This is a genomic window from Rhizobium sp. H4, from assembly GCF_003013335.1.
GTDB classification, from domain to species: domain Bacteria; phylum Pseudomonadota; class Alphaproteobacteria; order Rhizobiales; family Rhizobiaceae; genus Rhizobium; species Rhizobium sophoriradicis.
This window is the reverse complement of sequence record NZ_PSOW01000023.1, coordinates 1-12,343: the sequence shown is the minus strand read 5'-3', so window position 1 is coordinate 12,343 and position 12,343 is coordinate 1. Positions and strand designations below refer to the sequence as shown.

General features: G+C 63.9%; 10 protein-coding genes. 7 read left to right on the top strand and 3 right to left on the bottom strand.

The genetic code is table 11. From position 1 onward, the window contains the following. Window positions 1-233: 233 nt before the first annotated feature. The gene (locus tag C4N04_RS27860; protein WP_106797519.1) at window positions 234-1,655 is read right to left on the bottom strand and encodes a PLP-dependent aminotransferase family protein; all 1,422 of its coding nucleotides are present in this window, start codon (window positions 1,653-1,655) and stop codon (window positions 234-236) included. Between the two features lie 180 nt (window positions 1,656-1,835). On the opposite strand from C4N04_RS27860, the gene C4N04_RS27855 reads away from it, so the two are divergent. Both C4N04_RS27855 and C4N04_RS27850 read left to right on the top strand, forming a co-directional pair. Continuing rightward, window positions 1,836-2,699 (top strand): DMT family transporter, encoded by an 864-nt coding sequence (locus tag C4N04_RS27855; RefSeq protein WP_077992853.1) that lies wholly within the window; start codon window positions 1,836-1,838, stop codon window positions 2,697-2,699. Between the two features lie 182 nt (window positions 2,700-2,881). Continuing rightward, the gene (locus C4N04_RS27850) at window positions 2,882-3,337 is read left to right on the top strand and encodes a DUF4168 domain-containing protein (RefSeq protein WP_009993066.1); all 456 of its coding nucleotides are present in this window, start codon (window positions 2,882-2,884) and stop codon (window positions 3,335-3,337) included. A 102-nt stretch (window positions 3,338-3,439) separates the two neighbouring features. On the opposite strand, the gene C4N04_RS27845 is transcribed toward C4N04_RS27850, so the two are convergent. Both C4N04_RS27845 and C4N04_RS27840 read right to left on the bottom strand, forming a co-directional pair. Beyond that, complete coding sequence (locus C4N04_RS27845) at window positions 3,440-3,826, bottom strand: cupin domain-containing protein (protein ID WP_106797518.1); 387 nt, start codon at window positions 3,824-3,826, stop codon at window positions 3,440-3,442. A gap of 302 nt (window positions 3,827-4,128) precedes the next feature. After that, window positions 4,129-5,337 (bottom strand): ROK family protein, encoded by a 1,209-nt coding sequence (locus C4N04_RS27840; protein ID WP_077992851.1) that lies wholly within the window; start codon window positions 5,335-5,337, stop codon window positions 4,129-4,131. 203 nt (window positions 5,338-5,540) lie between these two features. Here C4N04_RS27840 and C4N04_RS27835 point away from each other — a divergent pair, with 203 nt between their 5' ends. From C4N04_RS27835 to C4N04_RS27815, 5 genes are all read left to right on the top strand, one after another. After that, on the top strand, window positions 5,541-6,815 hold the full coding sequence (locus tag C4N04_RS27835) for an ABC transporter substrate-binding protein (RefSeq protein WP_077992849.1): 1,275 nt from the start codon (window positions 5,541-5,543) through the stop codon (window positions 6,813-6,815). A gap of 206 nt (window positions 6,816-7,021) precedes the next feature. Further along, a complete protein-coding gene (locus tag C4N04_RS27830; RefSeq protein ID WP_097667520.1) occupies window positions 7,022-7,906 on the top strand; it encodes a sugar ABC transporter permease in 885 nt (294 codons plus the stop codon). After that, a complete protein-coding gene (locus C4N04_RS27825; protein ID WP_106797517.1) occupies window positions 7,906-8,757 on the top strand; it encodes a carbohydrate ABC transporter permease in 852 nt (283 codons plus the stop codon). The genes C4N04_RS27830 and C4N04_RS27825 overlap by 1 nt, the downstream gene beginning before the upstream one ends. Before the next feature lie 37 nt (window positions 8,758-8,794). Continuing rightward, entirely contained in the window at window positions 8,795-9,940 is a 1,146-nt protein-coding gene (ugpC, locus tag C4N04_RS27820) for a sn-glycerol-3-phosphate ABC transporter ATP-binding protein UgpC (protein ID WP_106797516.1), read from the top strand. A gap of 14 nt (window positions 9,941-9,954) precedes the next feature. Further along, entirely contained in the window at window positions 9,955-12,087 is a 2,133-nt protein-coding gene (locus C4N04_RS27815) for a beta-galactosidase (RefSeq protein ID WP_106797515.1), read from the top strand. Window positions 12,088-12,343 lie beyond the last annotated feature (256 nt).

The window sequence follows — 12,343 nt, the reverse complement described above, 5'->3', positions numbered from 1 at the left end:
CGTGCAGCCGCCTCATCCGAAGCTGTGGGCCGCCTTCTCCCCGATGTGGAGAAGAGGGGAACGCGCGGCCACGTCCGTGTTTCCCGACCGCGCTTTTGGAGGAAGGCGAGACGCTGCCGCACACCCCTTCTCCCCAGCGGGGAGAAGATGCCGGCCGGCAGATGAGGGGGTGAGCGACGATAGGAGCGAATGCCCGGAGCGTGAGCGAAGGGCAACGGCGAGCGTATACATTCTCACATCCTCTGCCTCCCCAATACCTCCTCCAGCACCTCGAATACCCGCGGATCCAACATCTGCGACACATTGAACCGCATGAAATTCGTCGCCGACTGCGACAGGCTGAAAGCATTGCCGGGGGCAAGCACGATCTTCCTTTCCAGCGCGGCCCGCGCCACGTCGGCCGCATCGATGCCGTCGGGCAGCCGGCACCAGAGGAACATCCCGGCCGGCGGCTCCAGCCAGGGCGTTATATCAAGGCCTTTCAGCCGGGCCGAGACCTCGCCCATCGCCCGGGAAAGCCGGTATCTCAGCGTCTCCATGTGTTTGCGATAGCTGCCGTCGCTGAGGACGTTCAGCACCAGTTCCGCCGTTAGCCGGCCGCCGCCGAAGGAGGTGGCAATCTTGAGGTCGGTCAAGCCGTCGATCCATTCCGGTTTTGCGGTGACGAAGCCGCAGCGGGCGGAGGCCGACAGCGTCTTCGAAAAGCTGCCGATGTGGATGACCCGCTCGAGCCCGTCGAAAGCAGCCAGACGAGGCGCCGGCGTGTATTCGAAATCGGCGAAGATATCGTCCTCGATGATGGTGAGATCGAACTGATCGGCGAGTTTCAGCACCCGGTGGGCGGTGACCGGGGAAAGAACCGCGCCGGTGGGGTTGTGGATGGCGGAATTGGTGATGTAGAGCCGCGGCCGCTCATGGGCGACGACCTGGGCAAACAGCTCGATATCGGGGCCGGACGGGGTGTAGGGCACGCCGACGATCTTCGCCCGATGGGCGCGCAGCAGCGCATGGAAGTTGAAGTAGCAGGGGTCGTCGACCAGCACCGTGTCGCCCGGTTCCAGCAGGAAACGGCAGAGCAGATCGATTGCCTGGGTGCCGGATTCGGCCAGCATGATCTGATCCGGCGAGGCCTCGATGCCGCGTTCGCCCATGCGCCGGGAAATCAGCTGGCGCAATGGCGGCAGGCCGAGCGGCTGGCCGTAATCGGCGAGCGCCGGCGCGTCGGCGCGGGAAAGCGTTCTGAGCCCGCGGCGCATGGCTTCGCCGGGCAGCCAGGCAGGCGGCAGCCAGCCGCATCCGGGCTTCAGGTCACTCTCGCCGGCCTCCAGCGATTGCCGCGATATCCAGAACGGATCGACGGCACGGTCGAGTTTCGGCCCGGCCTCGGCAAGCGCAAAGGGCACTGCCTGATTGGCGACATAGAAGCCGGAGCCCGGTCTCGCCAGGATCGCGCCTTCGGCGACCAGGCGCTCATAGGCATCGACCACGGTCGATATCGACAGTTTCAACGTCGCCGCCAAGCCGCGAACCGAAGGCAGCCTTGCGCCCGGCGTCAGGCTCCGTCCGGCAATGCGTTGGCGGATCGTGGCGACCACCATCTCCACGCGTGTGCGTCCTGCCAGTTCTTCGTTCATCTGTATTGCTTTCCGCACCATAACAGTTTGTCTAAATCGTATCAGACTGTCACTGTTCTGGCCATCCGTGCTGAGCGATAAAGGCGGCAGCGCGCGGCCTTCGAATTTGGTTCAATTGGCCGCCTCAAGTCATTGTTTTCATGCCCGCCGTCCAAGGCCGAGCAGGGATTGAACGGCAGGGTCCGGTAGGAAGAGTGCAGAATGGAACGCATGGCGGCGGGATGGATCAACGGCTTGATCGGCGTGGTGATCTTCAGTGGCTCGCTGCCGGCGACGCGTGTCGCGGTGGCGCAGTTCGATCCCGTGTTCCTGACCGTCGCGCGCGCGGCGATCGCCGGGGTGTTGGCGCTCTGCCTGCTGATTGCCTTTCGTGAAAAGCGGCCGTCGGGGCGCGACATCGTCTCGCTTATCGTCGTCGCGCTCGGCGTCGTCGTGGGCTTTCCGCTACTGACGGCGCTGGCGCTGCAGCATGTCACCTCGGCCCATTCCATCGTCTTCATCGGTCTCCTGCCGCTGGCCACGGCGACCTTCGGTGTCATCCGCGGCGGCGAACGGCCAAGGCCGGCCTTCTGGCTCTTTTCCATTTTCGGCAGTACGCTGGTGGCGGGCTTTGCCCTGACGCAGGGCCTGAGCGCTTCGCTGGCCGGCGATTTCCTGATGCTGGCGGCCGTCCTCGTCTGCGGCCTCGGCTATGCCGAAGGCGGCAGGCTGTCGCGCACACTTGGCGGCTGGCAGGTGATTTCCTGGGCGCTGGTGCTGTCGCTGCCGCTGATGGTGACGGTCGCGTTTCTATACCGACCGGCGAGTTTTGCCGGCATCGAAACACCGGCGCTTCTCGGCCTTGCCTATGTCTCGCTGTTTTCCATGCTGATCGGCTTCATCTTCTGGTATCGCGGCCTTTCGCAGGGCGGCATCGCCGCCGTCGGCCAGCTACAGCTGCTCCAGCCCTTCTTCGGCCTGGCGCTCGCCGCCACCCTGCTGCACGAGCCGGTGACTTGGGCAATGCTTGGGGTGACGGTCGCCGTTATTCTCTGCGTGGCGGGGGCGAGAAGGTTTGCGCGGTAGGGCGTGCGCCGGCCTCCACCGGTCACAAAGCCGCCGCTCAATCGTCAGCAAATGGCCCCGTTACCGCCGCATCGTGCCCATTTCAGGCTTCATCGTCGCGACCTCGCCGGCCTTTTCAGCGGCCGCGCGATCGACCGGGCGGTCTTGCTGCCGTCAAAAACGCACGTGAAAAAGGAACGAATATGATCACTCGTTACACACCTGTCGCAACGATGACCGCTGCGGTTTTCAGCCTGCTGGCGTTTAGCCCGGCTTCCGCCGTGGAAATGGCCCAAGCGCAACAGCAGCCTGCCGCGCAGAGCCAGGCGCCAATGCAGGGCCAGAGCGGCGGTACGGCTGCGACGGCCCCCGTCAGCGATCAGAAACTCGAGGCCTTTGCCGTTGCCTACCTGCAGGTCGATAAGGTCAGGCAGGAATATTCGGCCAAGATCGACGCGACGAAGGATGAGGCCGGAAAGCAAAAGCTGCAGGAAGAGGCCAAGAAGCAGATGGTCGATACCGTCGAAGCCTCCAACGATATCTCGGTCGAGGAATATTCCTCTATCCTGACGGCGGCGCAGAGCGATCCGGCTTTGGCCAAGAAGGTTCTGGAAAAGATCGGCACACCGCCGCCGGGACAGTCGCAGCAGCAGCAATAGACAGCCCGCTCCTGCATCATCCTTAAAGTCGGGTGAGGGGCGGTCGGGCTGGAAGTCCACGCGGCGAGCGCTTCCTGCGCCCGCCCCGATCCCGACACGGCCTCACTTGGCGGGCACGACCAGTGCCTCGCCCTTGCGCACGATGTAGGTTGCCAGCTCCGATGCCTTGCCGCTGCCGACGTTCTTCGCCGAATGGACGACGCCTGATGGAATGAACAGGGATTGGCCGGCTTTGAGGGTAACCGGTTGCCTGCCTTCGAGCTGGTATTCCAGTGTTCCCTCAAGCACGAAGGCGACCTCCTCGCCGGGATGCGAGTGATTGGGGGCGAGAACGCCCGGAGCCAGATCGACGCGCACCTGAACGACCTCGTGACCGGGCACGTCGATATCGTTCTTGATGAGATCGGTGCGCTGCACCGACTGTTCCGCATGCGCGGTCGCCGCGGCGCCGAGCACAAAGGAGAGTGCGATAGCCTGGATCATTTTCATGTTGTCATCCTTCCTGAATTGACGTTTCTCGGCCCATTCGGCCGCACCGGCATTTCAGTCGATGATTGAACCAGGGATGTGTCGGGAACCCCCCATTTTTGTAAGCGCGTGTATCTCTGGCTGCGGCGGGTGGCTCCGGGTGTTGGGAGGATTTTATCCTCTGTCGTGCCGTGCAAGCCCCCCTCTGACCTGCCGGCCATCGCGCCCAGCCGATCTCTGCCCTTGTGGGGGTGATGCCCGGCAGGGCAGAGGGGGTGCGAACACGCTCCGTCCGATGGATCGATCCGCCGTTCTCCCGCACCTCAAGCCGCCGACGTCGAGCTTCTCACACCCAGCGTCGCAATATCCGTCACCCCGCCGGAGGACTCGAAGTCGAAGATCTTCTGCGTCACCAGCGCCGCAGCGCCTCGGGCCCAGGAATTGTCCTCCCAGTCGGGCAGCAGCGGCGGGGCGGTGCGGAAGGTGCGGGCGGTGAGGGCTTCGCGGAGGGGCGTGAGGAAGTGGTCGCCGAGGGAGACGGCTTCGCCGCCGGCGACGATGACTTCGGGGTCGGTGATGTTGACGAGGTTGGCAAGGGCGGTGCCGATGCTGCGGCCGGAATGGGCGACGAGGTCGGTGGCGGTGGCATCGCCGGAGGCGAGGGCGGTGCGCAGTTCGGCCAGGCCGAGGTCCTCGCGGCCGGTCGCCTCGCGCCAGCGGCGCAGCATCGACAGTTCCGAGTGGTAGGCCATCAGGCAGCCGCGTTTGCCGCATTCGCAGAGCCGGCCGCCTTCCTCGAACAGTGTGTGGCCGAATTTGCCGGCCGCGCCATTGGCGCCGCGATAGAGCTTGCCGTCGATGACAAGCGCGCAGCTGATGCCGACACCGACGGCGAGAACCGCCATGTTGCGGTGCTGGCGGCCGAGGCCGAAGAGCTGCTGGGCGATGGCATAGGCGTTGGTATCGTCCTCCAGCCAGACCGGCACGTGGACGCGGGCGGCGACCAGCGAGGCCAGCGGAACGTTGTCCCATTTGAAGCGGTGGCTTCGCACGCAGGCGGTCTGCTCGTGATTGATGACGCCGGGCATGGAGATGCCGATGCCGGCGAGCTTGGCCTTTGGCCGGCCGGCGAGCTTGACCAGCTCGGGCACGGTGCCCGCCAGGAGATCGGCGACGTCGTCGGGATCATGGCCGGCAAGGCCGACGCGCATGGCGGCAACGGGGTTGGTGGCAAGGTCGGTCGCCACGCATTCCACCGAATCCACCATCAGCTTGAAGCCGACGGCGAGCGCATGCTGGTAATTGATTTCGACCGGGATCGGCCGGCGGCCGGCAGGCCCCGGCACCGCCTGTCCCTCTACGACGATGCCTTCCTCCAGCAGATCGGCGACGACGAAGGTGACGGCGGCCGGGGAGAGGCCGATCACCGTGGCAATATCGGCGCGGCTCCTCGGCCCTTCGCGTCTGAGAAGGTTGAGGATGAGGCGTCGGTTCATGGCTCTGGCCGTGGTCTGGTCGCCTTTGAGCTTCACTTGGCATTCCTTAATTTTGTAAATTAATTATTGCGGGTCGGGTTAATTTATGCATAAGTCTGCCCGCCGATCAACAGAACGAGCCAAACGGGTTAGGGGCGTTGCATCGTGGAGGGTCGGCATGTCGAGCGCCTGATCGAGCGGGCTTCAAGGAGGAGGCCGCTGGAAGCGGGCGGTGTTGATCGATCACCGGGAGGAATTCAATGGCATATTCGAAGCAATTTCCTGCAGCCACGCGCAGAACCTTTCTCAAGGGGGCGGGCCTCGTCTCCGCGGCGGCCGTCACCGGCAGCTTTCCGATGCCTGCGATCGCGCAGGCGCAGGAAGTGACGATCATCTCGTCGGAAAACAACGGTGCGGCGCTCGATGCGCTGAAGTCGATCGCTGCGGGCTTCAGCAAGGAAGCCGGCGTCAACGTGGTCGTCAACAATATGGACCACGAGGCGCATAAGACGGCGATCCGCAATTATCTCGTCGCCGGCGCGCCCGATATCTGCTTCTGGTTCTCCGGCAACCGCATGCGCGCCTTCGTCAAGCGCGGCCTGTTCGACGATATTTCCGACCTGTTCGAGAAGGAAAAATACAACGACGTGCTCGGTGCGACGGCCGGCGCCGTCACCGAGGACGGTAAGCAATACGGCCTTCCCACCGGCGGCACGCTCTGGGGCATGTTCTACCGCAAGGATGTGTTCGAGCAATACGGCTTGACGGTGCCGAAGACCGCCGAGGACTTCATGGCCTATGGCGACAAGTGCAAGGCGGCCGGCATTACGCCGATCGCGATCGGCACCAAGGAATTGTGGCCGGCGGCCGGCTGGTTCGACCAGATGAACCTGCGCATCAACGGGCTCGATAAGCACATGGCGCTGATGAACGGCGAGATGAGCTATCTCGATCCGGCGCTGACCCCGGTCTTCGACCAGTGGGAGGCGATGATCGGAAAGGGCTTCTTCACCCCCAACCACACCTCCTTCGGCTGGCAGGAGGCCGCAGCGCTGCTGGCGCAGAAGAAGGCCGGCATGATGAACCTCGGCGCCTTCCTGCGCTCGGCCTTCACCGAAGCCGACCTGCCGCAGCTCGCCTACGCGACCTTCCCGGTTCTCGATCCCAAGGTCGGCCATTTCGAGGAATTCTCGGTCAACTCTGTCCATATTCCCGCCAAGGCCAAGAACAAGCAGGGCGCGCGCGATTTCCTCGCCTATTTCTACAAGCCGGAAAACCTCGCCGCCTATCTCGAGCCGGGCGGCAACGTGCCGCCGCGCCACGACCTGCCGCCGAGCAAGGATCCGCTCGTCAACGTCGCCGTCGAGACGATGAAGACGGTTCAGGGCGCCTCGCAATATTACGACCGCGACAGCGACCCCGACATGGCCCAGGCCGGGCTCGTCGGCTTCCAGGAGTTCATGGCCAAGCCGGACCGGCGCAAGGCGATCCTGACGCGCCTCGAGGGGACGCGGAAGCGGATTTATAAGATTTGAGCCGCAAGCGCGTTATGTTGCCCCTCACCCTAACCCTCTCCTCGTTCTGACGGGGAGAGGGGACGTGCCCTGCGAGAGGTGAGCGGGGGACCGAGAGGTTGCGGCTTGTTCCCTTCGCCCCGTTTACGGGGAGAAGGTGGCGGCAGCCGGATGAGGGGCTGCCCCACGAGGGCCGCTCGCTCTTATCCTTAAACAAGGTTCTCGACATGCAGACATTATGGCGCCGCCAGCGTTGGTGGCTTACCCCGACTTTGCTCATTGCGCCCGGTATCGCGCTGTTCTTCACCGTCATCCTGCTCTCAGCGGTCCGGAGCGTCTGGATCAGCTTTCACGAATGGGACGGGTTCGGGCCGATGGTGTGGATCGGGCTCGGCAATTACGTCGAGCTCTACAGCGATCCGCAATTCTACGTGTCGCTGAAGAACAATCTGATCTGGCTGGTGATGTTCATGGCCGCGCCGCCGATCGGGCTCGCCATTGCGCTCCTGGTCAACCAGAAGATTGCAGGCATGCGCTTCCTGAAGTCGCTGTTCTTCATTCCGCTGGTGCTGGCTTCCGTCACCGTCGGCGTCGTCTTCACCTGGGTCTATACGCCGGAGTTCGGGCTGCTGGCGCTGATCTTCAGGGCCTTCGGGGCGGTGGCGCCGGCGGTGCTGTCGGACGAGCATTTTGTCACCTTCGCGATCGTCATCGCCGCACTCTGGCCGCAGATCACCTTCTGCATGGTGCTTTATCTCGCCGGCCTCAATAATCTCAGCGAAGAGCTGATCGGCGCCGGGCGCGTCGATGGGGCGAGGGGCTGGAACATGCTGCGCCACATCGTGCTGCCGCAGCTGACGCAGGTCACCTTCATCGCCATTGCCGTCACCGTCGTTGGGGCGCTTCGCTCCTTCGACATGATCTCGGTGATGACATCGGGCGGGCCGTTCGGGTCCTCCTCGGTGCTCGCCTACCAGATGTACGAGCAGTCGATCTTCTCCTACCGCTTCGGCTACGGCGCGGCGATCGCCTCGGTGCTCTTCGTGATCATGGCCGTCTTCATCGCCTGGTATCTCACCCACATCATCCGCAGCGAAGAGAGGGGAGGCTGATGTATCCTCGTCCCATTCCCGAAAGCGCGACCTGGCAGCGCCGCTTTTATGTCTCGGCCGTCGTCCTCGTGCTGATCCTCTGGCTCTGCCCGCTCTTTGCGATCATCCTCACCTCCTTCCGCTCGACGGCGGACGTGATGGGCGGCAATCTCTGGGGCTGGCCGACCGAGATCGGCCTCATCGACAATTACCGGGCGGTCTTCACCGACACGCCGATGGCGCGCTATTTCCTGAACAGCCTGATCATCACCATCCCCTCGGTGATCGGCGTGCTGACGCTCTCGACCCTCGCGGGCTTCGTGCTGTCGCGCTACCGCTTTCCCGGCAACATGCTGATCTTCGCGCTCTTCGTCGGCGGCAATTTCCTGCCGCACCAGATCATGATGATCCCGGTGCGAGACCTGATGGTGCGGCTCGACCTGATCGATACCACCGTGGCGCTGATCATCTTCCACGTCGCCTTCCAGACGGGGTTTGCGACGCTCTTCATGCGCAATTTCATTGCGGCCCTGCCGGATGAGTTGTTCCAGGCGGCCCGCGCCGAGGGCGCTTCGCCCTTCCAGACGCTCATCCATGTGGTGATCCCGCTGGTGCGGCCGGCGCTGGCGGCGCTTGCCATCCTGATCTTCACCTTCGTCTGGAACGATTATTTCTGGGCCGTGGTGCTGACCGTCAGCGACAGCGTCAAGCCCGTCACCGCCGGCCTTGCCAATCTGCGCGGCGAATGGGTCTCGGCCTGGAACCTGGTATCGGCGGGCACGATCATCGTCGCCGTGCCGCCCGTCATCATGTTCTTCCTGATGCAGCGGCACTTCATTGCCGGCCTCACCATGGGCGCGGTGAAGGGATGAGCCGGCGTCTTCCGTTTCAACAAGAGAGGGCCAGGATATGACCAGTCTCGAACTCCGAGAGATCAACAAGAATTACGGCGCCTATCATGCGCTGCGCGGCATCGATCTCACGGTCGCGCAAGGCGAGTTCATCGTCATGGTCGGCCCCTCCGGCTGCGGCAAGTCCACGTTGTTGAAATCGATTGCCGGCCTGGAGACGATCTCGTCGGGCCAGATCGTGATCAACGGCCGCGATGTGACGCGGCAGGAGCCGGGTGACCGCGGCATCGCCATGGTCTTCCAATCCTATGCGCTCTATCCGCATATGACGGTGGCCGAGAATATGGGCTTTGGCCTGCGCATGGCGAAGCGCCCGAAGGCCGAGATAGATGCGGCCGTCGCCCGCGCCGCCAAGATCCTCCGGATCAGCGACCAGCTCGACAAGCGGCCGAAGCAATTATCAGGCGGCCAGCGGCAGCGCGTGGCGATCGGCCGGGCGATCACCCGCTCGCCCGAGGTTTTCCTGTTCGACGAGCCGCTGTCGAACCTCGATGCGGCGCTCAGAACCCAGATGCGCGTCGAGCTCAGCAGCCTGCATGCCGAACTCGGCGCCACCATGGTCTATGTCACCCACGACCAGGTGGAGGCGATGACCATGGCAAGCCGCATCGTCGTGCTCAACCAGGGCATCATCGAGCAGGTCGGCTCGCCGCTGGAGCTTTACCGCAACCCCGACAATCTCTTCGTCGCCGGCTTTCTCGGCGCGCCGCGCATGAATTTCCTCGGCGTCACCATCGATGCCGTTTCCGGCCGCCATGTCACGGTTTCCGCGCCCGGCCTTGCGCCGCTGACGGTGGAGCTGTCGCAGCCCGCGACACTGGCCAAAGGCACGGGCCTGACGCTCGGCGTGCGGCCGGAGGCGATCTCGGTGGTCGCCGAGGGCAGCGAGAGCGGCGCGGTGCATGGCGAGGTGCGCCTCGTCGAGCATCTCGGCCGCGAGACCATTCTCTATGTCGATGCCGGCAATCTCCAAACCATCGCGTCGGAAAGCGGCACCGGCAACATCACCGCCCAGCTCAGCTACGTCGCGCCCTTTGCCGCCGGCCAGAAGGTGGCGCTGAAGCTCGATGCGCGCGAACTCTATCTCTTCTCTGCCGACGGCGGCCGCACGATCAGCGCCCGCAAGACCATTCTCGACAAATAGGAAAGACCAGCCCCGTGTCCGACAAGACCCTCTCCGTATGGAACACCGTCAAAACAGACCGCTTTCTCGTCGGCGTCCCGCATTATCCCGAGCATGTCGACGAAAGCTATTGGGAGCGCGATGCCGAGCGCATGGCCAAGGCCGGCTTCAACGTGGTGCGCATGGCCGAATTCGCCTGGCACATTCTCGAGCCGAAGCTCGGCACCTACAATTTCGATCTCTTCGACCGCGCCATCGCGATCCTCGGCCGCCACGGCATCGATACGATCATGTGCACGCCGACGGCCACCCCGCCGCGCTGGCTGACCGCTGCCCACCCTGAAATTTTAAGGGTGGACGGCAAGGGCCGGCCGATGAGCCACGGCTCGCGCCAGCATTGCGACACGGCAAGCCCCGTCTTCCGCGAGCACAGCAAGCGCATCACCAAAGCGATGGCCGAGCACTACCGCGACAACCCCTTCGTCGTCGGCTGGCAGACCGACAATGAGCTCAACACCAGCATGCCTGAGAGCTTTTCCCGAGCGACGCTCAGCGAATTCCAGCTGTTCCTCGCCGACAAATACAGCGAGATCGCCGAACTCAACCGCGCCTGGGGCGGCGATTTCTGGGCGACGGCCTATGACAGCTTCGATCAGGTGGTGCTGCCGATCGAGTTCGGCCCGACCTTCCCGAGCCCCGGTCACCTGCAGGATTACCACCGCTTCCTCGCCTTCTCGACGGCCCGCTTCCAGCACGACCAGGTGGAGATTTTGCGCGCGGTGAAGCCTTCCTGGTTCGTCTTCCACAATCTCGGCGGCCTCCGGGATATCGATTTCCGCGGCCAGTTCAGCAAGGATCTCGATTTCGTCGGCTACGACATCTATCCGATGCTCTATGACGAGTTCATGCGGCTCGGCAACCATGCCAAGGTGCAGGCGCTGCATCTCGATATCTGCCGCGGCTTCTCCGGCAATTACATCGTGCCCGAGCAGCAATCGGGCTTCGGCAGCCAGCCGGGCTTCTGCACGCTGACACCGGAGCCGGGCGAGTTGCGCCGCATGGCGCTCTCCTCGGTTGCTCATGGTGCCGACGGGTTAATGTTTTTCCGCTGGCGCCCGGCCCATTTCGGCGCCGAGATCTACTGGATGGGCGTCATCGACCATGACGATATCGGCCGCCACCGCTATGAGGAGGCCAGGCGCTTCGCCACCGAGATGACAGCGCTGCAGCCCAAGATCCTCGGCACCTATGTGCGCATGGATGTCGGCATCGCCGGCTCCGATTTCGACAATCAGGAAGCCCACAAGACCTATCCGATCGGCCTGCCGAGCCCGCAGGACGATGCGATCCTCATGCACCAGTACTGCTACGACCGCGGCATCGCCTGCGGCTTCATCCACCCCGAGGACGATCTTTCCAGGCTGAAGCTCTTCTATGTCCCCCACTGGGTGATGTGGAAGGACGAATGGACGGCGAGGCTCGAAGCCTTCGCCGCCTCCGGCGGCACCGTCGTCATCGGCGCCCGCACCGGCACCCGCACGCAGGATAACCACGTCATCCGCGAGACCGCGCCGGGCACCGCGCTCTCCAAGCTGACCGGCGTGCGCGTCGAGGATTTCGGCCGCCTGGCCGCCCCTGGCGCAAACGGCCTGTTCGACGTGATGGAACGCTCCGGCGGCCTGGTCATCCCGCCGAACAGACCGGCCGAAAGCAACCGCCGCCAGCGCCGCTTCAAGCTCGGCAACCGCGAACTGACCGCCGGCCATTTCTACGAAAATCTTACCATCGAGCCCGATGTCGAGGTCATCGCCGCCTGGTCCAACCGCTACGCCGAGGGCCAGCCGATGGCGACCGCCCGCAAGGTCGGCAAGGGCCAGGTGGTCTATCTCGGCACCTATCTGACGCCCGAATTGACCGACGCGCTCACCGAACGCCTCTTCCCCCAGGCCGGCGTGGTACCGCTGGTGGGTGGATTGCCCGAGGGCGTGGAGGTGACGATGCGGATGAACGAGGAACGCCGGCTGCTGTTCGTGCAGAATTATACGGATCAGGCTGTGGTGGTCGGCGGCGTGCCGGCCGGGCGAGATCTGCTGGATGGGGAGAAGGCGGTGCGGGGGACGCTGGAGCTTGCGGGGTATGGGTGTGCGATTGTGGAGTTGGAGGGGTGAGGGAGTAGAACAAAAATAATGTAGGCAGTGCCGGTGGCCCCCCTTGTATCTGCACGTTAGTAATTTCGTGCGATGGAAGCGATTGAGCCTCTGGCCGGGTGGCCACCCGGCCAGAGGCTTGACGAAGTCGCCCGTCCCCCCTCCGGTTACAACCGTGGATGAGCCTGGGATCTTCGTCATCGTCACGTACGACCGAATAGTCGCTTGGCTCCAATCGCACGCACAAGGCAGGTTACCGTGAACAGAATTATATGTG

Coding starts and splice junctions, on each gene's coding strand:
- C4N04_RS27860 (WP_106797519.1), bottom strand. CDS start 1,655: ATGGTGCGGAAAGCAATACAGATGAACGAAGAACTGGCAGGACGCACA.
- C4N04_RS27855 (WP_077992853.1), top strand. CDS start 1,836: ATGGAACGCATGGCGGCGGGATGGATCAACGGCTTGATCGGCGTGGTG.
- C4N04_RS27850 (WP_009993066.1), top strand. CDS start 2,882: ATGATCACTCGTTACACACCTGTCGCAACGATGACCGCTGCGGTTTTC.
- C4N04_RS27845 (WP_106797518.1), bottom strand. CDS start 3,826: ATGAAAATGATCCAGGCTATCGCACTCTCCTTTGTGCTCGGCGCCGCG.
- C4N04_RS27835 (WP_077992849.1), top strand. CDS start 5,541: ATGGCATATTCGAAGCAATTTCCTGCAGCCACGCGCAGAACCTTTCTC.
- C4N04_RS27830 (WP_097667520.1), top strand. CDS start 7,022: ATGCAGACATTATGGCGCCGCCAGCGTTGGTGGCTTACCCCGACTTTG.
- C4N04_RS27825 (WP_106797517.1), top strand. CDS start 7,906: ATGTATCCTCGTCCCATTCCCGAAAGCGCGACCTGGCAGCGCCGCTTT.
- ugpC (WP_106797516.1), top strand. CDS start 8,795: ATGACCAGTCTCGAACTCCGAGAGATCAACAAGAATTACGGCGCCTAT.